The organism is Delftia sp. HK171 (assembly GCF_001886655.1).
Classification (GTDB): domain Bacteria; phylum Pseudomonadota; class Gammaproteobacteria; order Burkholderiales; family Burkholderiaceae_C; genus Comamonas; species Comamonas acidovorans.
The window spans coordinates 5,469,021-5,492,981 of record NZ_CP018101.1 but is presented as its reverse complement, the minus strand read 5'-3'; the positions used below and the strand labels follow the sequence as shown (position 1 = coordinate 5,492,981).

Annotated in this window: 26 protein-coding genes and 1 pseudogene; 14 read left to right on the top strand and 13 right to left on the bottom strand. The window is 65.1% G+C overall.

All coding sequences use genetic code 11. The annotated features are described in order from the left end of the window. Positions 1–34: 34 nt before the first annotated feature. The 4 genes from leuD to BO996_RS24540 all read right to left on the bottom strand — a co-directional run bounded on the left by leuD (position 35) and on the right by BO996_RS24540 (position 3,294). Complete coding sequence (leuD, locus tag BO996_RS24555) at positions 35–688, bottom strand: 3-isopropylmalate dehydratase small subunit (RefSeq protein WP_012207036.1); 654 nt, start codon at positions 686–688, stop codon at positions 35–37. Positions 689–708: 20 nt separating this feature from the next. After that, positions 709–834, bottom strand: a complete 126-nt coding sequence (locus BO996_RS24550; RefSeq protein WP_012207035.1) for an entericidin A/B family lipoprotein — start codon at positions 832–834, stop codon at positions 709–711. A 31-nt stretch (positions 835–865) separates the two neighbouring features. Continuing rightward, positions 866–2,287: a 3-isopropylmalate dehydratase large subunit gene (leuC, locus tag BO996_RS24545; protein WP_034396655.1), complete on the bottom strand. Its 1,422-nt coding sequence runs from the start codon at positions 2,285–2,287 to the stop codon at positions 866–868. A 62-nt stretch (positions 2,288–2,349) separates the two neighbouring features. Beyond that, positions 2,350–3,294, bottom strand: coding sequence for a LysR substrate-binding domain-containing protein (locus BO996_RS24540; protein ID WP_012207033.1), 945 nt, complete (start codon positions 3,292–3,294; stop codon positions 2,350–2,352). Between the two features lie 591 nt (positions 3,295–3,885). On the opposite strand from BO996_RS24540, the pseudogene BO996_RS29980 reads away from it, so the two are divergent. Both BO996_RS29980 and BO996_RS29880 read left to right on the top strand, forming a co-directional pair. Then, positions 3,886–3,993 (top strand): annotated as a pseudogene (locus BO996_RS29980) (hypothetical protein); the annotation flags it as partial. 78 nt (positions 3,994–4,071) lie between these two features. Further along, positions 4,072–4,797 carry a tetratricopeptide repeat protein gene (locus BO996_RS29880; protein WP_232240418.1) on the top strand — a complete coding sequence of 242 codons (726 nt, stop codon included), beginning with the start codon at positions 4,072–4,074 and terminating at the stop codon, positions 4,795–4,797. A gap of 69 nt (positions 4,798–4,866) precedes the next feature. On the opposite strand, the gene dnaJ is transcribed toward BO996_RS29880, so the two are convergent. The 3 genes from dnaJ to grpE all read right to left on the bottom strand — a co-directional run bounded on the left by dnaJ (position 4,867) and on the right by grpE (position 8,719). Continuing rightward, a complete protein-coding gene (gene dnaJ / locus BO996_RS24530) occupies positions 4,867–6,009 on the bottom strand; it encodes a molecular chaperone DnaJ (protein WP_013801020.1) in 1,143 nt (380 codons plus the stop codon). Positions 6,010–6,109: 100 nt separating this feature from the next. After that, the gene (dnaK, locus tag BO996_RS24525) at positions 6,110–8,059 is read right to left on the bottom strand and encodes a molecular chaperone DnaK (protein ID WP_034396649.1); all 1,950 of its coding nucleotides are present in this window, start codon (positions 8,057–8,059) and stop codon (positions 6,110–6,112) included. 114 nt (positions 8,060–8,173) lie between these two features. After that, a complete protein-coding gene (grpE, locus tag BO996_RS24520; protein ID WP_013801022.1) occupies positions 8,174–8,719 on the bottom strand; it encodes a nucleotide exchange factor GrpE in 546 nt (181 codons plus the stop codon). Between the two features lie 307 nt (positions 8,720–9,026). Here grpE and rpsF point away from each other — a divergent pair, with 307 nt between their 5' ends. From rpsF to dnaB, 5 genes are all read left to right on the top strand, one after another. Continuing rightward, positions 9,027–9,389, top strand: a complete 363-nt coding sequence (gene rpsF / locus BO996_RS24515; RefSeq protein WP_012207028.1) for a 30S ribosomal protein S6 — start codon at positions 9,027–9,029, stop codon at positions 9,387–9,389. 26 nt (positions 9,390–9,415) lie between these two features. After that, positions 9,416–9,706, top strand: a complete 291-nt coding sequence (priB, locus tag BO996_RS24510) for a primosomal replication protein N (protein WP_012207027.1) — start codon at positions 9,416–9,418, stop codon at positions 9,704–9,706. Between the two features lie 18 nt (positions 9,707–9,724). Next, positions 9,725–10,006 (top strand): 30S ribosomal protein S18, encoded by a 282-nt coding sequence (gene rpsR, locus BO996_RS24505; protein WP_012207026.1) that lies wholly within the window; start codon positions 9,725–9,727, stop codon positions 10,004–10,006. 11 nt (positions 10,007–10,017) lie between these two features. After that, positions 10,018–10,470, top strand: coding sequence for a 50S ribosomal protein L9 (gene rplI, locus BO996_RS24500; RefSeq protein ID WP_013801023.1), 453 nt, complete (start codon positions 10,018–10,020; stop codon positions 10,468–10,470). A 132-nt stretch (positions 10,471–10,602) separates the two neighbouring features. Beyond that, positions 10,603–12,036 carry a replicative DNA helicase gene (gene dnaB, locus BO996_RS24495; RefSeq protein ID WP_012207024.1) on the top strand — a complete coding sequence of 478 codons (1,434 nt, stop codon included), beginning with the start codon at positions 10,603–10,605 and terminating at the stop codon, positions 12,034–12,036. A 73-nt stretch (positions 12,037–12,109) separates the two neighbouring features. Here dnaB and BO996_RS24490 read toward each other — a convergent pair whose 3' ends face one another. From BO996_RS24490 to BO996_RS24475, 4 genes are all read right to left on the bottom strand, one after another. Then, complete coding sequence (locus BO996_RS24490; protein WP_071956626.1) at positions 12,110–12,508, bottom strand: hypothetical protein; 399 nt, start codon at positions 12,506–12,508, stop codon at positions 12,110–12,112. A gap of 3 nt (positions 12,509–12,511) precedes the next feature. Beyond that, a complete protein-coding gene (locus BO996_RS24485; RefSeq protein WP_043819268.1) occupies positions 12,512–14,323 on the bottom strand; it encodes a PhoH family protein in 1,812 nt (603 codons plus the stop codon). A gap of 176 nt (positions 14,324–14,499) precedes the next feature. Next, the gene (locus BO996_RS24480; RefSeq protein WP_013801026.1) at positions 14,500–14,985 is read right to left on the bottom strand and encodes a peroxiredoxin; all 486 of its coding nucleotides are present in this window, start codon (positions 14,983–14,985) and stop codon (positions 14,500–14,502) included. A gap of 138 nt (positions 14,986–15,123) precedes the next feature. Further along, positions 15,124–15,492, bottom strand: a complete 369-nt coding sequence (locus BO996_RS24475; RefSeq protein WP_012207020.1) for an Mth938-like domain-containing protein — start codon at positions 15,490–15,492, stop codon at positions 15,124–15,126. 170 nt (positions 15,493–15,662) lie between these two features. On the opposite strand from BO996_RS24475, the gene BO996_RS24470 reads away from it, so the two are divergent. From BO996_RS24470 to BO996_RS24440, 7 genes are all read left to right on the top strand, one after another. Beyond that, the gene (locus tag BO996_RS24470) at positions 15,663–16,898 is read left to right on the top strand and encodes a pyridoxal phosphate-dependent aminotransferase (RefSeq protein ID WP_012207019.1); all 1,236 of its coding nucleotides are present in this window, start codon (positions 15,663–15,665) and stop codon (positions 16,896–16,898) included. A 108-nt stretch (positions 16,899–17,006) separates the two neighbouring features. Next, positions 17,007–18,356 carry a homoserine dehydrogenase gene (locus BO996_RS24465; RefSeq protein WP_012207018.1) on the top strand — a complete coding sequence of 450 codons (1,350 nt, stop codon included), beginning with the start codon at positions 17,007–17,009 and terminating at the stop codon, positions 18,354–18,356. A 140-nt stretch (positions 18,357–18,496) separates the two neighbouring features. Beyond that, the gene (gene thrC, locus BO996_RS24460; protein WP_071956625.1) at positions 18,497–19,924 is read left to right on the top strand and encodes a threonine synthase; all 1,428 of its coding nucleotides are present in this window, start codon (positions 18,497–18,499) and stop codon (positions 19,922–19,924) included. Positions 19,925–19,970: 46 nt separating this feature from the next. Then, the gene (mobB, locus tag BO996_RS24455; protein WP_034396637.1) at positions 19,971–20,531 is read left to right on the top strand and encodes a molybdopterin-guanine dinucleotide biosynthesis protein B; all 561 of its coding nucleotides are present in this window, start codon (positions 19,971–19,973) and stop codon (positions 20,529–20,531) included. A gap of 9 nt (positions 20,532–20,540) precedes the next feature. Then, positions 20,541–21,776: a molybdopterin molybdotransferase MoeA gene (locus tag BO996_RS24450; RefSeq protein ID WP_071956624.1), complete on the top strand. Its 1,236-nt coding sequence runs from the start codon at positions 20,541–20,543 to the stop codon at positions 21,774–21,776. Then, positions 21,773–22,042 carry a molybdopterin converting factor subunit 1 gene (moaD, locus tag BO996_RS24445; protein WP_071956623.1) on the top strand — a complete coding sequence of 90 codons (270 nt, stop codon included), beginning with the start codon at positions 21,773–21,775 and terminating at the stop codon, positions 22,040–22,042. Before BO996_RS24450 ends, moaD begins: the two co-directional genes overlap by 4 nt. A gap of 5 nt (positions 22,043–22,047) precedes the next feature. Continuing rightward, positions 22,048–22,401, top strand: coding sequence for a recombinase family protein (locus BO996_RS24440; protein WP_071956622.1), 354 nt, complete (start codon positions 22,048–22,050; stop codon positions 22,399–22,401). Here BO996_RS24440 and dapA read toward each other — a convergent pair. Together dapA and BO996_RS24425 are read right to left on the bottom strand one after the other, a co-directional pair. Continuing rightward, the gene (gene dapA, locus BO996_RS24435) at positions 22,347–23,282 is read right to left on the bottom strand and encodes a 4-hydroxy-tetrahydrodipicolinate synthase (RefSeq protein WP_071956621.1); all 936 of its coding nucleotides are present in this window, start codon (positions 23,280–23,282) and stop codon (positions 22,347–22,349) included. The two genes, BO996_RS24440 and dapA, sit on opposite strands and share 55 nt — an antisense overlap. Positions 23,283–23,609: 327 nt before the next feature. After that, positions 23,610–23,954, bottom strand: a complete 345-nt coding sequence (locus BO996_RS24425) for a hypothetical protein (RefSeq protein WP_012207011.1) — start codon at positions 23,952–23,954, stop codon at positions 23,610–23,612. Positions 23,955–23,961: the final 7 nt, after the last annotated feature.

Genomic DNA, 23,961 nt, shown 5'->3' with positions numbered 1-23,961 from the left:
CTGCGGCCCATTGATGCGCGCAAGTGGAGATCGATCAGCGCTGCACCAGCGTGTGGGCCAGCCAGGGCTTGGTGGCCAGGCGCTCGGCCTCGTAGGCGCGGATCTTGTCGGCGTGGCGCAGCGTCAGGCCGATATCGTCAAAGCCGTTGAGCAGGCAGAACTTGCGAAAGGCGATGACATCGAAAGGGATCTCCTCGCCCTGCGGGCGCACGATCACCTGGCGATCCAGATCAATGGTCAGCTCGTAGCCAGGGAAGGCCGCGATCTCGTTGAACAGCATGTCGATCGTGGCCTCGGGCAGCACGATGGGCAGCAGGCCGTTCTTGAAGCAGTTGTTGAAGAAGATGTCGGCAAAGCTGGGCGCCAGGATGGCGCGAAAGCCGTACTGGTCCAGGGCCCAGGGCGCGTGCTCGCGGCTGGAGCCGCAGCCGAAGTTCTTGCGTGCGACCAGGATGGAGGCGCCCGCATAGCGCGGCTGATTGAGCACGAAGTCGGGGTTGGGCTTGCGCGAGGCCGGGTCCTGGCCGGGCTCGCCATGGTCCAAGTAGCGCCATTCGTCGAACAGGTTCACGCCGAAGCCGGTCTTCTTGATCGACTTGAGGAACTGCTTGGGAATGATGGCGTCGGTATCGACGTTTTCGCGGTCCATGGGGGCGACAAGGCCCTTGTGCACGGTGAATTGTTGCATGGCTGTATCGGATTCAGGGTTCAGCGGGCGGCGCGTTCGATGGCGCTGCCCGCGCTTTGCACGTCCTGGCCAATGCCCTTGACGGTATTGCAGGCGGCCAGGGTGAAGGCCAGGCCGATCAGGAGGATCGAGAAGGAGGGCTTCATGGTGTGCAGGCGGGGCAGTTGCGGGATCGGATCAGGAGAACCTGCGGATGTCCACGAAGTGGCCGTGGATGGCGGCGGCCGCAGCCATGGCCGGGCTCACCAGGTGGGTGCGTCCGCCCGCGCCCTGGCGGCCTTCGAAGTTGCGATTGCTGGTGGAGGCGCAGCGCTCGCCGGGCTCCAGGCGGTCGGCATTCATGGCCAGGCACATGGAGCAGCCGGGCTCGCGCCATTCAAAGCCTGCCGCCTTGAAGATCTGGTCCAGGCCTTCGCGCTCGGCCTGTTCCTTGACCAGTCCGGAGCCGGGCACGACCATGGCCAGCTTGATGTTGCGCGCCACCTTCTGGCCCAGCTTCTTGACCACGGCGGCGGCCTCGCGCATGTCTTCGATGCGGCTGTTGGTGCACGAGCCGATGAAGACCTTGTCCACGAAGATGTCGTCGATCGCCTTGCCGGGCTCCAGCGCCATATAGGTCAGCGCGCGTTCGATGGCGCCGCGCTTGCTGGCATCCTTTTCCTTGTCGGGGTCCGGCACGCGGGCATCCACGCCCAGCACCATCTCGGGTGAGGTGCCCCAGGTGACCTGCGGCACGATCTCGCTGGCCTGCAGCTCGACCACGCGGTCGAACTTCGCATCGGCATCGGAGTGCAGCGTCTTCCAGTAGGAGACGGCGGCATCCCATTCGGCGCCGGTGGGGGCCAGCGGGCGGCCCTTGACGTACTGGATGGTCTTGTCGTCCACAGCCACCAGGCCTGCGCGCGCGCCGCCTTCGATGGCCATGTTGCAGACCGTCATGCGGCCTTCCATGCTCAGGTCACGGATGGCTTCGCCGGCGAACTCGATGGTGTAGCCCGTGCCGCCGGCCGTGCCGATTTTGCCGATGATGGCCAGCACGATGTCCTTGGCCGTGATGCCGGGGGCCGCCTTGCCGCTGACGTTGATCAGCATGTTCTTGGCCTTCTTGGCCAGCAGGGTCTGGGTGGCCATCACGTGTTCGACCTCGGACGTGCCGATGCCGTGGGCCAGTGCGCCGAAGGCGCCGTGCGTGGACGTGTGGCTGTCGCCGCAGACCACGGTCATGCCGGGCAGGGTGGCGCCCTGCTCGGGGCCCATGACGTGGACGATGCCCTGACCCTTGTCCATGAAGGGGAAGAAGGCCGCAGAGCCGAACTCGCCGATGTTGGTGTTCAGCGTGGTGATCTGTTCCTTGCTGATGGGGTCGGCAATGCCGTCATAGCCGCGCTCCCAGCCGTCGGTGGGGGTGTTGTGGTCGGCCGTGGCGACCACGGAGCTGATGCGCCACAGCTTGCGGCCGGCCATGCGCAGTCCTTCGAAGGCCTGGGGGCTGGTGACTTCGTGCACCAGGTGGCGGTCGATGTAGAGGACGGCGGTGCCGTCATCCTCGGTGTGGATGACGTGCTCGTCGAAGATCTTGTCGTAGAGGGTGCGTCCCATGGCGTTCTCGAATGGTTGGTGTCGTGGGGAAATTTTTGGGGCATCCAGCGGCCAAGTGGCCTTCAGGATGCGCTGGCCGGCGGGCTCAGGTGCTCGACCAGCAGGCGGGCCGTGACGGGTAGCGCGTCGAAGTCACGCGCCACGATGCTCAGCTCGCGCCGAGCCCAGTCGTCGCTGAGCTCCAGTGCGCGCAGATGGCCCACGCCGTGCATGAGCTCGAAGGCGCGGTCGGGGATCAGTCCCACGCCCAGGCCGTTGTCGATCATGCGGCACATGGCATCCAGGCTGGTGACCTGGATGCGCTGGTGCAGCGCATGCCCCGCCTGTGCGGCGGCCGCACGCATGGCCAGGCTGATGGAGGAGCCGGCCTGCAGGCTGACGATGTCCCATTCGAGCACATCGGCAAAGGCCACGCTGTCGCTGTGCGCCAGCGCGTGCTGCTCGGGCACCACGACGACCAGGCGATCCTCGCGGTAGGGGCGGTGCTGCAGTACGGGAGTGGCCTGGCCATTGCCCAGCGGCATGTACGCCATGGAGCAGATGCCGATGTCGGCCGTGCCTTCCTGTACGGCAGCCAGTACGGCGGGGCTGAGCTGCTCCTGCAGGTCGATCTTGACCTGGCCGTGCTTGCGCGCGAACACGCCCAGGTCTTCCGGCAGGAACTGCACGATGGCAGACATGTTGGCGTGGATGCGCACATGGCCGCGCACGCCATCGGCGTACTCGGACAGCTCGCCCTGCATGCGCTCCAGGCCGTACAGCACGTTGCGGGCATGGTGCAGCAGGCTTTCGCCGGCCGGCGTCAAGGTCACGCCACGGCTGTGTCGGTACAGCAGGGCTGTGTCCACCGTGGCCTCGAGATCGGACAGGCGCTTGCTCACCGCCGAGGCTGCAATGAACTCACGCTCGGCCGCGCGGCCGATGCTGCCAAGTTCGCAGACAGCCACGAACAGCTGCAGGGAGGTAAGGTCTATGCGCCGTGCAAAACTGCGCTCTGAATTCTTCATGTGGTGGGGTTCAGGCTTCTCATTAGGAGAAGTTGGATGGATTTTCTCGCACAAGTCATCGATCTGTCATCTTCAAGCGCGATGTCTTTGGTGATGTCGTGCGATTTCATGGAGATGGGGGTCATGTCCCCTGGCGATGGCTGCGGTCGGCCTTTCCTGTCGGAACGCCGGTTGCATACTGAAAGAATTTGTCAATCTTTGCGCCAGTCGCCTGCATGGATTGCTGCAAAAATAAGAGCATATGAACGATCGATACCCGACGGGCCTGCGAGCCCTGCCTGCAGGCCTGTCATTGCTGCTGGCCGCAGCCCTGTCCTGCATGGCCGTCCCGGCGTCTGCCAAGCCGCAGCCACCAGCGAAGAACACGGCCAAGAGCGGTGCTAAGGCACCGGCCAAACCTGCCGCCAGACCTGCAGCCAAAGCGGCAGCCAGGCCAGCGGGCAAGGCCGCCGTCAAGACCGGGGGCAAGTCGGCGCCCTCTCCAACCCGCAATGCGCCGGCCAAGGCCGCCGCCGCTGGCGTGGCGGCAGGGGCCGTTGCGGCCGGAACTGCCGCAGCCGCAGTGGGCCATGCCCCAAGGGCGAGCCCGGCCTGAGCGCGGCCGAGGTCGCAGCGCTGCACCAGCATGCCGAGCAGGGCGAGGCCAGCGCCCAGTACGCGCTGGGCTCGCTGTACAAGCGCGGCCAGGGCGTTGCCCTGAGTGCCGAGACGGCGGCCCAGTGGTATGAGAAGTCTGCGCAGCAGGGCTATGCGCCAGCCCAGTCCGACCTGGGGTTGATGTATGCGAATGGCCGTGGTGTGGCGCGTGACGATGCCCAGGCCGTGCAGTGGTATCGCAAGGCTGCCGAGCAGGGCGATGCCGTGGCCCAGAACAACCTGGGCCTGATGCTGGCCGAGGGGCGCGGAGCCGCCAAGGATCCCGCGCAGGCCGTGCAGTGGTTCCAGCGCTCCGCCGAGCAAGGTGAAGCGGCCGGTCAGTACAGCCTGGGCGTGATGTATGCCACGGGCCGGGGCGTGGCCGAGGACGTGGCGCAGGCGCTGCGCTGGTTTGTGGCGGCGGCAGGCCAGGGCCATGCCGATGCGCAATTCAATGCCGGCATGCTCTATGCCGAGGGTGGCGTGGTCGATCGCGATATGGCGCAGGCCGCCCACTGGCTGGAGAAGGCGGCCGAGCAGGGCAATGCCGCAGCCCAGTCCAACCTGGGCGTGCTGTATGCCAATGGCCAGGGCGTGCCCGCCAGCGACGAGAAGGCCGCGCGCTGGCTGGAGCGTGCCGCCCAGCAGGGCGATGCGCTGGCGCAGTCCAATCTCGCCAGTCTTTATGCGTCGGGCAAGGGCGTGGAGCGCAGCCCGTCCCAGGCCTATTTCTGGATGCTGCTGGCGGCGGGCAGGGACAGCTCGCTGGCCGCCAAGCGTGACAGCATGGCCCAGCCGCTGAGCGCGGCCGAGCGTGCACGCACCGAGCGCCAGGCGGCGGCCTGGAAGGCCAAACCCGCTCCCTGAGCCCTGTTGAGCATGCACCAATGAAAAACGCCTCGGAAGAGGCGTTTTTGTTGGGGGCTCAGTGCTGCATCAGCTGAAGAAGCTCTTGAGCCTGTCGGTCCAGCTCTCGCCGCTGGGCGAATGCTTGGCGCCGCCCTTCTTGAGCGATTCCTCCAGCTCGCGCAGCAGCTTGCGCTGGTACTCGGTCAGCTTGACGGGCGTCTCGACCACGATGTGGCAGTAAAGGTCGCCGGGATAGCTGGAGCGTACGCCCTTGATGCCCTTGCCGCGCAGGCGGAACTGCTTGCCGGCCTGGGTGCCTTCGGGGATGTCGATGGCCGCCTTGCCCGACAGGGTGGGCACCTCGATCTCGCCGCCGAGCGCCGCCGTGATGAAGCTCACGGGCACGTTGCAGTGCAGGTCGTCGCCGTCGCGCTCGAAGATGTCGTGGTCCTTGATGCGGATCTCGATGTAGAGATCGCCCGCCGGTCCGCCATTCGTGCCGGGTTCGCCATTGCCGGAGGAGCGGATGCGCATGCCGTCGTCGATGCCGGCTGGAATCTTCACTTCCAGTGTCTTCTGGCGCTTGACCTTGCCCTGGCCGCCGCAGCTGGTGCAGGGCTCGGGAATGATCTTGCCCGTGCCCCGGCAGTGCGGGCAGGTCTGCTGCACGCTGAAGAAGCCCTGGCGCATCTGCACGCTGCCCATGCCGTTGCAGGTGGTGCAGGTCTTGGCACTGGTGCCGGGCTTGGCGCCGCTGCCGTGGCAGGTGTCGCAGCCATCCCAGCTGGGGATGCGGATCTGCGCATCCTTGCCGTGGGCGGCTTCCTCCAGCGTGATCTCCATGGCGTAGCTGAGATCGTTGCCGCGGTAGACTTGGCGGCCGCCACCGGCGCCGCCGCGTCTGCCGCCACCTTGGTTGAACATGTCGCCAAAGATGTCGCCAAAGGCTTCGGCAAAGCCACCAAAGCCTTCGGCGCCGCCGCCCATGCCGCGGTTGGGGTCCACGCCCGCATGGCCGTACTGGTCGTAGGCCGCGCGCTTGTTGCTGTCGGAGAGCATCTCGTAGGCCTCCTTGGCCTCCTTGAATTTCTCTTCCGCCCCGCTTGCAGCATCCCCCTGGTTGCGGTCAGGGTGGTACTTCATCGCCAGCTTGCGATAAGCCTTCTTGATGTCGTCGTCCGAGGCGTTCTTGGCAACGCCGAGGACCTCGTAAAAATCGCGTTTGGACATGGTGTTTGCTAGCCAGTCAGTGAGAACAGGAACGCCGCGTCAGCCCCTTGGCAGGGCCGAGCGCGGCGGCAAGCGGTCGTCAAGGGACCACGCGCTGGGTTCAGTCCTTCTTGACTTCCTTGACTTCGGCGTCAACGACGTTGTCGTCAGCGGCTGCTGCACCGGCCGAGGCGCCTGCTGCACCGGCCGCTGCGGCGGCTGCTGCTGCCTCGGGGCCGCCGGCTGCCTGCGCATCGGCGTACATCTTCTCGCCGAGCTTCTGGCTGGCCGTCATCAGCGCCGTGGTCTTGGCGTCGATGGCGTCCTTGTCCTCGCCCTTCAGGGCCTCTTCCAGGTCCTTGACGGCGCTCTCGATGGCGGTCTTCTCGCCAGCGTCGAGCTTGTCGCCATGCTCGCCCAGGCTCTTCTTGACGCTGTGCACGGCAGCTTCGCCCTGGTTGCGGGCCTGGACCAGTTCCAGCTTCTTCTTGTCGTCGGCTGCGTTCAGCTCGGCGTCCTTCACCATCTTCTGGATCTCGTCCTCGGACAGTCCCGAGTTCGCCTTGATGGTGATCTTGTTTTCCTTGCCCGATGCCTTGTCCTTGGCGGACACGTTCAGGATGCCGTTGGCGTCGATGTCAAAGGCCACTTCGATCTGGGGCACGCCACGCGCTGCGGGCGGAATGCCTTCGAGGTTGAACTCGCCCAGCATCTTGTTGCCCGAAGCCATCTCGCGCTCACCCTGGAACACCTTGATGGTCACGGCCGGCTGGTTGTCGTCGGCCGTCGAGAAGGTCTGTGCGAACTTCGTCGGGATGGTGGTGTTCTTCGTGATCATCTTGGTCATCACGCCACCCAGCGTCTCGATGCCCAGCGACAGCGGCGTCACGTCCAGCAGCAGCACGTCCTTGCGGTCGCCCGACAGAACCTGGCCCTGCACGGCGGCGCCCACGGCCACGGCTTCGTCGGGGTTCACGTCCTTGCGGGGTTCCTTGCCGAAGAATTCCTTGACCTTCTCCTGCACCTTGGGCATGCGGGACATGCCGCCGACCAGGATCACGTCATCGATGTCGGACACGGAAACGCCTGCGTCCTTGATGGCCGTGCGGCAGGGCGCAATGGTGCGCTCGATCAGGTCTTCGACCAGGCTTTCCAGCTTGGAGCGGGTCAGCTTGATGTTCAGGTGCTTGGGACCCGAGGCATCGGCCGTGATGTAGGGCAGGTTGATGTCGGTCTGGGCCGAGTTCGACAGCTCGATCTTGGCCTTCTCGGCGGCTTCCTTCAGGCGCTGCAGGGCCAGCACGTCCTTGGCCAGATCAACGCCCTGGTCCTTCTTGAACTCGGTGATGATGTAGTCGATGATGCGCTGGTCGAAGTCTTCGCCGCCCAGGAACGTGTCGCCGTTGGTGGACAGCACTTCGAACTGCTTTTCGCCGTCCACATCGGCGATTTCGATGATGGACACGTCAAACGTGCCGCCGCCCAGGTCATACACCGCGATCTTGCGGTCTCCCTTGTCGATCTTGTCCAGGCCGAAGGCCAGCGCAGCTGCCGTGGGCTCGTTGATGATGCGCTTGACTTCCAGGCCGGCGATGCGGCCGGCATCCTTGGTGGCCTGGCGCTGGGCGTCGTTGAAGTACGCGGGCACGGTGATCACGGCCTCGGTCACGGGCTCGCCCAGGTAGTCTTCGGCGGTCTTCTTCATCTTGCGCAGCACTTCGGCGGAAATCTGCGGCGGGGCCAGCTTCTGGCCGCGCACTTCCACCCAGGCGTCGCCGTTGTCGGCACGCGAGATGGTGTAGGGCATCAGGTCGATGTCCTTTTGCACTTCCTTCTCGTCGAACTTGCGGCCGATCAGGCGCTTGGCGGCGTAGATGGTGTTGCGGGGGTTGGTGACGGCCTGGCGCTTGGCCGAGGCGCCGACGAGGATCTCGCCGTCTTCCTGGTAGGCAATGATCGACGGCGTGGTGCGTGCACCTTCGCTGTTCTCGATCACGCGCGTGGTGTTGCCGTCCATGATGGCCACGCAGCTGTTGGTGGTGCCCAGGTCAATACCGATGATTTTTCCCATTTTGAGTTCTCTCCGCGTTCTGTGAAATGTTTGAATGACTGCTAACTTGTGGCCGGCAGGCGCTGCTTCAAGGGGCTTTGCCTCTTTTTTGTCAGCGATGCCGTGAGCGCACGCTTACTGGGGCTGGGCCACGGTCACGAGGGCCGGGCGCAGGATACGGTCGGCAATCAGGTAGCCCTTTTGCAGCACCGACACCACGGTGTTGGCTTCCTGCTGGGCAGGCACCATGCTGATGGCCTGGTGCAGGTTGGGGTCGAATTTCTCGCCGGCTGCCGGGTTGATGGTCACGACCTTGTTGCGCTCCAGGGCCGAGGTCAGCTGGCGCAGCGTGGCGTCGGCGCCTTCGCGCAGCTGCTCTGGCGTGGCCTGCTGGATGGCCAGTGCGGCATCCAGGCTGTCGCAGACGGGCAGCAGGCTTTCGGCAAAGCTCTCGATGCTGAACTTGCGGGCCTTGGAGACTTCGTCTTCCGCGCGGCGGCGCACATTCTCTGCCTCGGCCTTGGCGCGCAGGAACTGGTCGGCCAGCTCGGCGCTCTTGGCCTTGAGTTCGGCCAGCTCGGCCTGCAGGCGCTGCAGCTCGTCGGCGGCGTTGGCCGCCATGGCGGCTTCGATTTCTTCCGGGGCTGCGTCTTGAAAGGGGTTGGAGTTTTGTTCGGACATGGATGGAGACTTCAGCTACAAAACAAAAAGATCGCCGCGCTGGAGGCCAGGCTTGGCGATTGCACGATCTTGAATCGAGATGCGAGCGGATCGGTGTATTTTCAAGGGCTTTGTGCCTGTGCATGCGCACTGCAGGTGCACACGGTGGGGGCAAAAGCCGGGCGAAGGGGCAAAAGCCCCACACGAATCCGGGGTCTCGGACAGTGCGGAGTGTACAGATGGAAGAGGGCTGCGCTAGAATCCAATGCTTTGCCTTGCCGCACCGCTACAAGACGCAGTGGGCGGCGTTTTCCCAAAAGGAGTCGATATGCGTCATTACGAAATCGTTTTGTTGATCCACCCGGATCAGAGCGAGCAGGTTCCCGCCATGCTGGAACGCTACAAGGGCATGATCACCGCTGGCGGTGGCAAGGTCCATCGCGAAGAAGACTGGGGCCGTCGCCAACTGGCTTACATGATCAACAAGCTCGCCAAGGCCCACTACCTGTGCCTGAACATCGAAGCCGACCAGGCTGTGATGGCTGAGCTGGAGCATGCCTTCAAGTTCAACGATGCCGTGCTGCGTCACCTGACGGTTCAGAAGAAGAAGGCCGACACTGCGCCTTCCTCGATGATGAAGACCGTCGAGCGTGAAGAAGCCCGCAAGGCCAGCCAGACCGAACAGGCCTGAGCCCAGCCCTTTCAGAACCTGAAGGAGTGGAGAACCACGTTGCACTGACGGCCGCCATCGCAGAGCTTCAAGCACTGCGCTACACGCCGGCAGGGCTGCCCGCCCTTGAACTGCGACTCGAACACGCGTCGCGGCAAAAGGAAGCAGGAAGCGAACGCAGCGTGACGGCATCTGTCAAGGCGGTGGCCTTTGGCGCGCTGGCTGAAAAGCTGGCCCGCCAGGCGCTCGGCAGCCAGTGGAAGTTCCAAGGCTTCCTGGCAACGCCCCGCAACGGCAAATTGCTGGTTTTCCACATCCAGGACATTCAACAAAACTAATTTTCAAGAGGTCCAGAAATGGCCACGTTCAAGAAATTCAACAAGGACAAGCGCCCCAAGCGCAACACGCAGTCGCTGCTGTTCAAGCGCAAGCGCTTCTGCCGCTTCACCGTCGCCGGCGTCGAAGAAATCGACTACAAGGATGTGGACACCCTGCGTGACTTCATCGGTGAAAACGGCAAGATCGTGCCCGCTCGCCTGACCGGCACGCGCGCCATCTACCAGCGTCAGCTGAACACGGCCATCAAGCGCGCCCGCTTCCTGGCTCTGGTTCCTTACTCTGACCAGCACAAGATCTAAGGAATACAACCATGCAAGTCATTCTGCTCGACAAGGTTGTGAACCTCGGTGGCCTCGGCGACATCGTCAAGGTCAAAGACGGCTACGCCCGCAACTTCCTGATCCCCACGGGCGCTGCCCGTCGTGCCACGGCTTCCGCCAAGGCCGAGTTCGAAGCCAAGCGCGTCGAACTGGAAAAGCAAGCGGCTGAAAAGCTGGCTGCTGCTCAGCAACTGGGCGAAAAGCTCAACGGCGCAAACGTCAAGCTGACCCAGAAGGCTGGCGTTGACGGCCGCCTGTTCGGCTCGGTGACCAACGCCGACATCGCCGAAGAACTGACCAAGGCCGGCTTTGCCGTTGCCAAGTCGCAAGTTCGCCTGGTCAACGGTCCCATCAAGACCGTGGGCGACGCCACCGTGGTCGTGGCACTGCACACCGACGTCAGCGTCGAAGTGACGGTGTCGGTCTACGGCGACCACTCCTGATCCGGGGCTTGTCCCGTATCACCAAAAAGCCGCCTTAGGGCGGCTTTTTGCTTTGCCGTGCCAGGGTTATGACGCCGGGTGGCGCGGCCTTTTGCCAGCCGCTACGATGGCGGGCTCATCTCCAGGAATTCCATGTCGTCCGTAATGCCCCCGCTCGATCTCGATGATGCGTTCGCACCGCTGCCTGCTGGCGACCAGCAGGTGGCCCAGTTGCGCGTGCCGCCGCATTCGATGGAGTCCGAGTCCAGCGTTCTAGGGGGGCTGCTGCTGGACAACAACGCCTGGGAGCGTGTTGGTGATCTGCTGGTGGATGGTGATTTCTACCGCCATGAGCACAAGCTGATCTACGAGGCCATCGGCAAGCTGATCAACGGCAGCAAGCCGGCCGACGTGATCACGGTCTACGAGCATTTGCAGAGCATGGGCAAGGCCGAGGAAATCGGCGGCCTGCTGTACCTGAACCAGCTGGCGCAGTACGTGCCCAGCGCCACCAACATCCGGCGCTATGCGGAGATCGTGCGGGAGCGCTCCATCCTGCGCAAACTGGTGACCGCCAGCGACGACATCGCCACCAATGCCTTCAATCCGCAGGGCAAGACGGTCGATCGCATCCTGGACGAGGCCGAGCAGAAGATCCTGGCCATCGGCGAGGAGGGTGCGCGCAACAAGCAGGGCTTTCAGTCGCTCGACACGCTGGTGGTGGACTTGCTGGACCGTGTTCAGGAGATGGCTGACAACCCCATGGACGTGACCGGCGTGCCCACGGGTTTCGTCGATCTGGACCGCATGACCAGCGGCTTGCAGGCCGGTGACCTGGTGGTGCTGGCTGCCCGTCCCTCGATGGGCAAGACCTCGTTTGCGGTGAATATCGCCGAGCATGTGGCGCTCAACGAGGGCCTGCCGGTCGCCATTTTCTCCATGGAAATGGGCGCGGCCCAGCTGGCGGTTCGTATCGTCGGCTCCATCGGTCGCGTCAACCAGGGCAATCTGCGCACGGGCAAGCTCAACGACGACGAGTGGCCGCGCCTGACGGAAGCCATCGAGCGGCTGCGCACGGTATCCCTTCACATCGACGAGACGCCAGGCCTGTCCCCCACGGAACTGCGCGCCAATGCGCGGCGCCTGGCGCGCACCTGCGGCAAGCTGGGCCTGATCGTGGTGGACTATTTGCAGCTGATGAGCGGCTCGGGTTCGGCTGCCAGTTCCGACAACCGTGCGACCGAGCTGGGCGAGATTTCGCGGGGCCTGAAAATGCTGGCCAAGGAACTGCAGTGCCCGGTGATTGCCCTGTCCCAGCTCAACCGCTCGGTGGAGCAGCGCACCGACAAGCGTCCCATGATGTCCGACCTGCGCGAGTCGGGTGCCATCGAGCAGGATGCCGACATCATCATGTTCATCTACCGTGATGACTACTACAACAAGGACAGCAAGGAGCCGAACATTGCCGAAGTCATCATCGGCAAGCAGCGTAACGGTCCCACGGGAACGGTGAAGGTGTTCTTCCAGAAGAACCAGACGCGCTTCGAGAACCTGGCTGTGGGCTACGGTGGCGGCGACGAGTACTGACCGGAATACCCCGGCTTTGTGCCCGCAATGAAAAACGGCCCCGAGGGGCCGTTTGCTTTGGGTGGTTGGCGATCTACATGCGCCAGACCTGGATCAGCAGGCCCGCCACGCAGACGCCAAGGATGGCGCATGCCCAGGCCAGCCGCTGGGCGCCCGTGCGCAGCGCGCCCACGGTGGCCACGATCTGGGCGTTCTGCTCCGCCAGCTTTTCGATCAACTCCAGCGACTGGCGCTGGGATTGTTCCAGTTGCACGATGCGTGCGTCCTGGGCCTGGATCAGCTGCAGCGCCTGTTCGCCAGCCGAGCGCGGCGGTGCCAGCGGCTCGACGGCCGCAGGCTGCTGTGCATCGAGCTCCTGCGCAGCGTCCTTCTTGCGCAGCAGGTTCTTGGCGGCCTTGACGACCAGGGGCGTGGCCTCGATGACATCGCCCCAGGGCACCAGCTTCAACGCGGTGATCCAGCTGATCGCCATGGCTTAGAGCACCTCGCTGGCGAAGTCTGCCAGGCGTGAACGCTCGCCGCGCGCCAGCGTGATGTGGCCGCTGTGCGGCCAGCCCTTGAAGCGGTCCACGGCGTAGGTCAGGCCCGAGGAGCCTTCGGTCAGGTAGGGCGTATCGATCTGCGCCAGATTGCCCATGCAGATGATCTTGGTGCCGGGGCCGGCGCGCGTGATCAGGGTCTTCATCTGCTTGGGCGTCAGGTTCTGGGCCTCGTCGATGATGACGTACTTGTTCAGGAAGGTGCGGCCGCGCATGAAGTTCATGCTCTTGATCTTGATGCGGCTGCGGATCAGCTCATTGGTGGCCGCGCGGCCCCATTCGCCGGCATTGCCGCCATCGCCCTTGGCCAGGAATTCGAGGTTGTCGTCGAGGGCGCCCATCCAGGGGCCCATCTTCTCTTCCTCGGTGCCGGGCAGGAAGCCGATGTCCTCGCCCACGCTCACCGTGGCGCGCGTCATGATGATCTCGGTGTAGCGGCGGTCGTCCAGCACCTGGGACAGGCCGGCGGCCAGGGCCAGCAGGGTCTTGCCGGTGCCGGCCGTGCCGGTCAGCGTGACCAGGTCGATGTCCGGGTTCATCAGCAGGTTCATCGCGAAGTTCTGCTCGCGGTTGCGCGCCGTGACGCCCCAGACGGCGTACTTGGGATTGCCGAAGTCCTTGAGCGTCTTGAGCACGGCCGTCTTGTCGCGGATCTCGGTCACGCGCATGAACAGGCTGGGCTCGCCCGGAGCCTCGTGGTAGACGAACTGGTTGATCATCAGCTGGTCGACGATGGCGCCGCTGATGCGGTAGTAGGTGATGGCGCCTTCCTGCCAGCTCTCGACGTTCTTGCCCGCCTTGGCCCAGAAGTCCTGGGGCAGGGCCAGGGCGCCTGCGTACAGCAGGTCGCCGTCGTCCAGTACCTTGTCGTTCTGGTAGTCCTCGGCCGCCAGGCCCAGCGCGCGTGCCTTGACGCGCATGTTGATGTCCTTGGACACCAGCACGACTTCGCGCTCGCTGAACTTCTTGCGCAGCGCGGCGACCACGCCCAGGATCTGGTTGTCCGCCTTGCCCTGGGGCAGGCTGTCGGGCAGCGAGGTCTCCAGCGGTTCCGTCTGGAAATACAGCATGCCCGTGGCGCTGCGCTGGCCCGTGGCATTCAGCGGCAGGCCCTTGTCCAGCGTTTCGGAGGGCTGGGAGGCGACCAGCGAATCCAGCGTGCGGCTGACCTGGCGGCCGTTGCGCGCCACTTCGGTCATGCCCTTCTTGTGTCCGTCGAGTTCTTCCAGCACCACCATGGGCAGGAAGATGTCGTGTTCCTCGAAGCGGAACAGGCTGGTCGGGTCGTGCAGCAGCACGTTGGTGTCGAGCACGAACAGCGTCTTCGGCCCTGTGCGAGTGCGGCGCGGGCGAACCGGTGCTGCCAGCAGTGCTGCCGGCTTGGCTTCAGTGGAGGACCTTTTTGCCGAGCGGGCGCTGGACGGCGCTGCCGTTGCGTTGGAATTGTCAGTTGCGCGGCGCTGCCGATTGGCAGGGGCCGCAGTCGCGGGCGCAGGAGCTGGTGCCGGTGATGCGGGCTTGGTGTTGCGGCCGCGCGCCGGTGCGGGCTTTGCAGTTGTAGCGGTGTTGTTGGAGGCGGCGGCTGGGGCCGGCTTGCGCTTGCGCGTCGCGGCGGCAGCTACGGCCTCGGCTGCATCGGGAAGATCGTCAGCGGGCAGGGGGTCTGCGTGCTGGGCACCGCGCACGGGAAGAAAGGCTTCGGGGGAGAGCTTGGCGGCACGGCGGCCGGGTGCGGGGGGCAGGGGCATAGTGGACGAACCGTTCCTCAACAGGTATCAAAAAGCACAAAGCCGCCTGGAAACCGAGGCGGCTTTGGTGGGGTGACAGGGAAAAGCGTCTTTGCTAAGAGGCATCGTCCCATTATGCATAGGCTGATGGCCTGAATATGTCGGCCGGCGCTTTGTCGCCTGTCAGATTGTCGCTATCAGGCGGCCTGCTTCAGTGCCTTCAGGGTCTTGACAGCCTTGAGCACCTCGTCAACGTGACCGGGGACCTTCAGGCCGCGCCATTCCTGCACCAGCAGACCATCGGTGCCCACCAGGAAGGTGGAACGCTCGATGCCCTTCACCTTCTTGCCGTACATGATCTTGTTCTTGACCACGCCGAACATGTGGCACATCTTTTCTTCCGTGTCGGCGATGAGCTCGAACGGCAGTTCCAGCTTTTCCTTGAAGTCGTCGTGCGACTTCATGTTGTCGCGCGAGACGCCAAACACGGTGGCACCAGCTTTCACGAAGTCCTTGTACTTGTCGCGGAACTGCATGGCTTCAGTGGTGCAGCCAGGCGTATTGTCCTTTGGGTAGAAATACAGGATCAGAATCTGGCCCGTGTGGGAGGTGTTGGTCACCTTGATCCCGCCGGTAGCGTTGGCTTCAAATTCGGGAAGGGGTTTGTTGACAACGATCGCCATGCGCTTATATCTCTCGGGTGTAGTCGTTGAAATGCCGAGGGCCGTGTTTGTGTTTTTGCTTTTATCGGAAATGCCCCCAACCGCAACCTGCAATTTTACCCTGAAAACGGGATTTCACCCAATCAGGGGGGCAGGAGTCTACTCCAAGAGTAGGGCCGCGACGACGTTACGGCCTTCGCTGGCAAGGATGTTGTAGGTGCGACACGCGGCCTGCGTGTCCATGCTTTCCAGGCCTATGCGCCGGGCCATGAGGGGGCGCAGCCAGGCCGCCGGCGGGAAGCGGTTGCGCTGGCCGCTGCCCAGGATGATGACCTCGGCATCCAGTTGGGACAGCGCCTCGAAATGCTCGGGCGTCAGGTCCTCGAAGCGGACGCAGTCCCAGGCTTGGCGCAGGCCCTTGGCGCCTACCAGCAGGCTGTGCTCGAATTTTTCCCTGTCCACGGCGACCCAGCCGGGGCCATAGCCCGTGATGCTCTGTGCTTCGGATTTGTCGGCGTGGAATTTCATGGATGAGGGTGGCGCGGTCTGCGCGAAGGGGGTGGCCGCCACATGGCCGGGGCCAGGGCGATGCTGCATTGCGGAACTGTGGTCAAATTATAGGTTTCACCAGGGTGCATGGGGCACTTTGGCGTGCATGAAGGCCGCAAGCCCGCGCCGGCCACTTTCATATTCTCAGCATGAAAACCGTTCTCAAATCCGCAAAACTAGCCAACGTCTGTTATGACATCCGCGGGCCCATCATGGACGCGGCGAAGAAGATGGAAGAGGACGGGCAGAAGATCATCAAGCTCAATATCGGCAACCTGGCCGTGTTCGGCTTCGATGCCCCCGAGGAAGTGCAGCAGGACATGATCCGCAACCTGCCCAATTCGGCAGGCTACTCGGACAGCAAGGGCATATTCGCAGCGCGCAAGGCCGTGATGCACGAGACCCAGCGCCAGGGCATCCTGGGCGTGACGCTGGACGATATCTACCTGGGCAATGGTGCATCCGAGCTGATCAGCCTGGCCACGAACGCGCTGCTGGACGACGGCGACGAGATGCTGCTGCCGGCGCCCGACTATCCGCTGTGGACTGCCGTCACCAGCCTGTCGGGCGGCACGCCCGTGCACTATATGTGTGACGAGTCCAATGGCTGGATGCCCGACCTGGAAGATATCCGCGCCAAGATCACGCCGCGCACCAAGGGCATCGTCGTCATCAATCCCAACAACCCGACGGGCGCCCTGTACAGCAAGCAGCTGCTGCAAAGCATCGTGGCGCTGGCCCGCGAGCATGGGCTGGTTATCTTTGCCGACGAGGTCTATGACAAGGTGCTGTACGACGATGTCGTGCACACGCCGCTCGCCAGCCTGTCCACCGATGTGCTGACGCTGACCTTCAACTCGCTGTCCAAGGCCTACCGCAGCTGCGGCTACCGCGCCGGCTGGATGGTGGTCTCGGGCGACAAGAAGGCGGCCCGGGACTATATCGAGGGCCTGAACATGCTCTCCAACATGCGCCTGTGCGCCAATGTGCCCGGCCAATGGGCCGTGCAGACGGCGCTGGGCGGCCACCAGAGTATCGACGAGCTGGTGCAGGAGGGCGGCCGGCTGCGCGTGCAGCGCGATCTGGCCCACAAGCTGATCACCGAAATCCCCGGCGTGAGCTGCGTCAAGCCGCAAGCCGCGCTGTACATGTTCCCGCGCCTGGACCCCGAGATCTACCCGATCAAGGATGACCAGGCGTTCTTCCTGGAAGTGCTGCAAGAGACCAAGGTCATGCTGGTGCAGGGAACAGGCTTCAACTGGCCGCACCCCGACCATTTCCGCATCGTCTTCCTGCCGCACGACACCGACCTGCGCGAGGCCATCCGCCGTCTCGCAGTGTTCCTCGAGAAATACCGCAAGCGCCACGGCACGGACCGCGGCTGAGCTGTGCGGGCCGGTGGAGGAGAGGGCCTTCCGCCGGCCATTGCTTTTTACCGGCTGCCGGCGCGCACCCTCTGGGCGCCGCAGCGTTTTTTGACTGGCAAGTAGTTTATGAAACCGATCCAAGTAGGCCTTCTGGGCATTGGCACCGTGGGCAGCGGCACCTTCAACGTGCTGCAGCGCAATCAGGAAGAGATCCGCCGCCGTGCGGGCCGCGGTATTGAGATTGCCATGGTGGCCGACCTGGATACGGAACGCGCCCGCTCCGTCGTGGGCGACACGGCCAAGGTGGTCGGCGATGCGCGCGAGATCATCGCCAACCCCGAGATCGACGTGGTGATCGAGCTGATCGGCGGCTACGGCATTGCCAAGGCCCTGGTGCTGGAAGCCATTGCCGCCGGCAAGCATGTGGTCACGGCCAACAAGGCCCTGCTGGCCGTGCATGGCAGCGAAATCTTCAAGGCCGCCGCCGAGAAGGGCGTGATGGTGGCCTACGAAGCGGCCGTGGCCGGTGGCATCCCCATCATCAAGGCGCTGCGCGAAGGCCTGACGGCCAACCAGATCCAGTGGGTGGCCGGCATCATCAACGGCACGACCAACTTCATCCTGTCCGAAATGCGCGACAAGGGCCTGGACTTCGACGTGGTGCTCAAGGAAGCCCAGCGCCTGGGCTATGCCGAAGCCGATCCGACCTTCGACATCGAAGGCGTGGACGCCGCCCACAAGGTCACGCTGATGAGCGCCATCGCCTTCGGCATTCCCGTGCAGTTCGACAAGGCGCATGTGGAAGGCATCACCAAGCTGTCTGCGGCCGACATCAAGTACGCCGAGCAACTGGGCTACCGCATCAAGCTGCTGGGCATCACCAAGCGCACGGACAAGGGCATCGAGCTGCGCGTGCACCCCAGCCTGGTGCCGACCAAGCGCCTGATCGCGAACGTGGAAGGCGCGATGAACGCCGTCGTCGTCCATGGCGATGCCGTTGGCACCACGCTGTACTACGGCAAGGGTGCGGGCTCCGAGCCCACGGCCAGCGCCGTGATCGCCGATCTGGTGGACATCGCCCGCCTGCACACGGCCGATCCCGAGCACCGCGTGCCCCCGCTGGCCTTCCAGTCGAACACGCTGGTCGCCGCAGGTGGCGAGCTGCCCGTGCTGCCCATGAGCGAGGTGGTCACCAGCTACTACCTGCGCATCCGCGTGGCCGACGAAGCCGGTGTGCTGGCCAAGATCACCAGCATCCTCGCGGGCATGGGCATCAGCATCGACGCCCTGCTGCAGCGGGAGGCCGGCGAAGTGAGCGGCGACAGCGAAGGTAGCCAGGGCGTGCCGCAGACCGACCTGATCATCCTGACCCATGCCACGCGCGAAGGCGATATGGACACGGCTCTGGCCCAGATCCAGCAACTGCCCACGGTGCTGGCTCCTATCAACCGCATCCGCAAGGAAGAGTTGAACTAAGACACCCCCTGAGCGGCTGCGCCGCTTCCTCCTCTCTCGCACGCGGGAGGGGGACGACGCCCTCGCTGCGGGGCGGCCCTTGCTCGGCATCCCTGGCATCGGCCGCGCCCCGTCTCACAGAATACTGACGAGGAAGCGACATGCTTTATCTTTCCACGCGCGGCCACGCGGACCGCAAGCGCTTTTGCGACATCCTGCTCGAGGGCCTGGCGCCCGATGGCGGGCTGTACCTGCCCGAGCACTATCCGCAGATCGATGCCGCCCGCCTGGGCGAGCTGCGCAGCATCTACAAGGAGCAGGGCTACGCGGCGCTGGCCTTCGAGATCCTGAGCCTGTACATCGACGACATCCCGGCCGAGGATCTGCGCGCCCTGTGCGCCAAGACCTATACGCAGCAGGTGTTCGGCACGGCCGAGATCACGCCGCTGCGCCAGCTGGAAGACGGCTTGTGGCTCGAAGCCCTGTCCAACGGCCCCACGCTGGCCTTCAAGGACATGGCCATGCAGCTGCTCGGCAACCTGTTCGAGTACGAACTGGGCCGCCGTGGCGAGGAACTGAACATCCTGGGCGCCACCAGCGGCGATACCGGCAGCGCGGCCGAGTACGCCATGCGCGGCAAAAAGGGCGTGCGCGTGTTCATGACCAGCCCGCGCGGCCGCATGAGCCCCTTCCAGCAGGCCCAGATGTTCAGCCTGCAGGACGCCAACATCCACAACATCGCCATCGAGGGCGTGTTCGACGACTGCCAGGACATCGTCAAGGCCGTCTCCAACGACCACGCCTTCAAGGCGAAGTACAAGATCGGCACGGTCAACTCGATCAACTGGGCCCGCCTGCTGGCCCAGGTCGTCTACTACTTCGCCGGTTACCTGCAGGCCACGCAGAGCAATGACCAGAAGGTCAGCTTCACGGTGCCCAGCGGCAACTTCGGCAACATCTGCGCCGGCCACGTGGCGCGCCAGATGGGCCTGCCGATAGCGCGCCTGGTGGTGGCAACCAACGAGAACGACGTGCTCGACGAGTTCTTCCGCACGGGCGCCTACGTGGTGCGCGGCAGCGAACATACCTACGAGACATCGAGCCCCTCGATGGACATCTCCAAGGCCAGCAACTTCGAGCGCTTCGTGTTCGACCTGCTGGGCCGCGATGGCCAGGCCACGCGCGAATTGTTCGCCGAGGGCGTGGCACGCCAGGGCCGCTTCGACCTGGGCGGCAATCCGCTGTTCCAGGAAGCTGCTGCCCGCTACGGCTTCGTCAGCGGCAAGAGCACGCATGCCGACCGCCTGGCCACCATCCGCGATACCTTCGAGCGCTTCGGTACCATGATCGATACGCATACGGCCGACGGCGTCAAGGTGGCGCGCGAGCAGCTGCAGTCCGGCGTGCCCATGATCGTGCTGGAGACGGCACTGCCCATCAAGTTCGCCGCCACCATCGAGGAGGCCCTGGGCCGCCTGCCCGATCGCCCGGCCAAGTTCGAAGGCATCGAGGACCTGCCCAAGCGCGTGACCGACTTGCCGGCCGACGCCGAGCAGGTCAAGGCCTATATCGCCCGGCATTGCGACTGATGCGGCAGCCGGGCTGCCCAAAGGTCCGCAGCAGGAGTGCATGGCGATGAAGGTCATAGGCTTCGCCGGCTACTCGGGCTCGGGCAAGACCAGCCTGGTGGAGCCCCTGATCACGCTGATGCGTGCGCAGGGGCTCAGCGTTTCGGTGGTCAAGCATGCCCACCACCATTTCGATGTCGATCACGAGGGCAAGGACAGCTGGCGCCACCGCAAGGCGGGCGCCTATGAAGTGGTGCTGGCCTCGGATCGCCGTCTGGCGCTGATGCGCGAATTCCCCCGTCCCACGGAGCTGTCGGTGCACGACATGCTGGCCGAACTCGATCCGCGCGTGGATTGGGTGCTGGTCGAAGGCTTCAAGCACGCCGACCTGCCCAAGATAGAGATCTGGCGCGACCAGCCCGAGCGCGCCAGCGCCGGCAAGACCCAGGCGCCCCTGTATCCGCACGACCCCCATGTGCTGGCCATTGCCACCGACGCACCGCAGCGCCTGCCAGAGCCGCCGCGCCAGCCCGTGCTCGATCTCAATGCGCCAGGGCAGATACTGCAATGGCTGCTGGAGCATGCGCAGCAACTGCGCTACCGTGCCCCAGGCCTCCCTCGAAATTAGGAAAACACCATGCGAGCCCCGCTCAAGCCCCTTGACGAAGCGCTGGCCGAATTGCTGGCCCAGGCACTGCCGCTGGCCGGCGATGACACCGTGGACAGCTTCGATGCCGATGGCCGTGTGCTGCTGGCCGATGCCGTCTCTCCGCTGCAAGTGCCGCCCCAGGACAACAGCGCCATGGACGGCTACGCCGTGCGCAGCGCCGAATGCACCCAGGGCAATGCCGAGCTGCCCGTCTCGCAGCGCATCCCCGCAGGCGCCATGGGCCAGCCGCTGGGCGTGGGCATGGTGGCGCGCATCTTCACGGGCGCTCCGGTGCCCGAAGGTGCCGATGCCATCGTCATGCAGGAAGACTGCGAAGTCCTGGAAGACGGCCGCGTGCGCATCAAGGCGCGGCCCGAGGCCGGGCAATGGATACGCCGCTCGGGCGAAGACATCCGGCGCGGCGCCACCGTCATCGCGGCCGGCACGCGCCTGTCGCCGGCCGAGCTGGGCCTGGCGGCCAGCATCGGCCTGGCCTCTTTGCGCGTGGCACGCAAGCCGCGCGTGGCCCTGTTCTCCACAGGCGACGAGCTGGTCATGCCGGGCACCGTGGCGCCCGAGCAGATGCCGCCCGGCAGCATCTACAACAGCAACCGATTCTTCCTTCGCGCCCTGCTGCAGCGCATGGGCTGCGAGGTCACCGACTTCGGCATCGTCCCCGACCGGCGCGAAGCCACTGTGGATGCTCTGCGCGAGGCGGCCCGCGCGCATGACCTGATCCTGACCAGCGGCGGGGTGTCTGTCGGCGAAGAAGACCATGTCAAGCCCGCCGTGCAGGCGCTGGGCCAGCTCGACCTCTGGCAGATCGCGGTCAAGCCCGGCAAGCCCTTCGCCTATGGCCGCGTGAACCGCGATGGCGAAGGCTTTGCCCACTTCATCGGCCTGCCCGGCAACCCTGTCTCCAGCTTCGTCACCTTCCTTTTGCTGGTACGCCCCTTCGTGCTGCGCCTGCAGGGCGTGCAGCAGGCGCTGCCGCGCTCGGTCGAGGTGCGCGCCGACTTCCATTGGCCGCGCGGGGACAAGCGCCGCGAATTCCTGCGCGTGCGCTACAACGACAGCGGCGGGCTGGAGCTGTTCCGCAACCAGAGTTCGGGCGTGCTGACCTCGGCGGCCTGGGGCGATGGCGTGGTGGACAATCCGCCGGGCCAGGCCATTGCGCCGGGCGACCGGGTGCGCTTCATCGCCTTTTCGGAGCTGCTGTCATGAGCCAGGCCGTCCCCATCGCCATCACCGTGCGCTATTTCGCCTCCATCCGCGAAGCCCTGGGCACGGGCAGCGAAACCCTGTCAACCGAGGCAGCCACCGTGGGCGCGCTGCGTGAAGAACTGATTGCGCGTGGCGGTGCAGCCGCCGAAGCGCTGGCCCCTGGCAAGGCCGTGCGCATGGCGCTGAACCAGGTCCTGTGCGATGCCGGTGCCGCCATTCGCCAGGGGGACGAGGTGGCTTTCTTCCCTCCCGTGACCGGAGGTTGACCCAAATGACCTTCGACAAGCCCGTGGACCAGGCCATCAGTGCACGCACGCGCAAGGCCCTGTCCGAAGCCAAGGCGCGCGGCGTGCAACTGGGCCGCGCAGGCGCAGACAACCTGCGCGCCACCGTGGAAAAGCGCAAATCCACGGCCGATGCCTTCGCCCAGCAGCATGAGGCGCTGTTCGCCGAACTGCAGGCGCGCGGCCTGACGCACCGCGCCATGGCTGCCGAACTCAATGCCCGCGGCATTGCCGCGGCCCGGGGCGGCGAGTGGACGCACGGTCAGGTGCAACGCATCCTGAACCGCTATGCCGACCTGCGCTCGGCAGCACCATCTGCAGACGGCAGCAGCGGCAGCTGAATCCCGGCCAGCCGCTGCGCCAGCGCGGCCGATGCCGGCTGCATGGGCGCCCGCAGCGTTGCCCGCATTCGGCCCTGCTGCGCCAGCAAGGCCTTGATGGGTGCGGGATTGGGCTCGGCAAAGCAGGCGGCGATGTGCGGCTGCAGCGGCTGCCACAGCGCACGGGCAGCGGGCAGGTCGCCGCGCTCCAGGCATTGCATCAACTCGACGAAGTGCCGTGTATGCGCGTGCGCGCTGGCAGCAATCGCTCCCGCACCGCCCAGGGCCAGCGTGGAAAAGATCTGCGCGTCTTCGCCGGCCAGCACCTGCAGTTGCCCATCGGCGATCAGTGCCTGGGTCTTGGCGGCATCGCCCCCGCAATCCTTGATGGCCACGATGCGCTCATGTGCGGCCAGCGCACGCAGCGTGGCCAGCTCCAGCACCACGCCGGTGCGGTAGGGAATGTCGTAGACGATGACCGGATGGGCGCTGCGCTCGGCAATCGCCGTGAACCACTGCAGCAGGCCTGCCTGCGACGGGCGTATGTAATGCGGCGCGGGCACCAGAATGCCGGCCAGCGGCAGGGCGTTCAGTGCCTGGACACGGGCCAGCGCATGCCCCAGGTGGCAGTCCGAAACGCCCATGACCACGGGCATGCCCTGGGCCGCTGAGAGGATGGTGGACAGGGCGGCATCGTGCTCCGCTTCGCTCAGCGCGGCGGCCTCGGCGGTCGAGCCGCAGGCCACATAGCCGGCGATGCCGCTGGCGTTGTAGTGCTGCACAAGGGCGCGCAGCGCCCCGTGGTCCACCGCCGCCTCATCTCCAGGAAGAAAGGGCGTGACCAGCGGAAGCCACAGCCCCTGGAATCGGGCTTGCGGCGAGGTGGTGGAAGGCAAAGACATGGAAGATCCCTTCGGGTGATTCAAACAATGAACGACCGGACGCAGCCACCGGCCAGACCGAGGGCGGAAAGGCAGGCGCCTGAAGGGATGCGGGAAGGGGAGATGGAGGCTGCCGGGCCGGTTCCGTCGCTCATCTGGACGGAACCTCAGCTCCGGTCAGACGAGCTGGGGTTTGCAGGCTTTGCCCAGGCACAGGCGCACGGCATCACCGTGGCATGTGGGGAAGGCAAAGATTGCAGGCATGGCGCGCAGTGTAGCGTGCCTGAGCGCCTGAGCGCCTGAGCGCCTGAGCGCCTGAGCGCCTGGGTGAGGGGTGGCGGGTGGCCTTCAGGCTGCGCCGTCGGCGCCGGGAGGGGGTGATGCATCGGGCAGCAGCGGTGCCTGCCACTCCAGCAGCTCGGCCAGGCGCTGCACGATCCAGCGCGCCTCGCCAGGGCTGACGATGGAGCCCTCGGCCGCCAGGCCCGCGTGCATGCCCAGCAGCACGCCTTGCTCCGAGGAGTTGCCGGAGTGATAGAGCGTCTGCGCCTGCTCGACCAGGTGGCTGGCCAGGTCCTCGCACAATTCATAGCGCCCGACCACGTCTGCAATCGATGCCTTGAGCCGGCCGTGCCGGTCGGCATACAGGGCGGCAAAGCTCGGCGGCGGCTGTATCTGGCTGGTCTCGTCCATGGCGCGC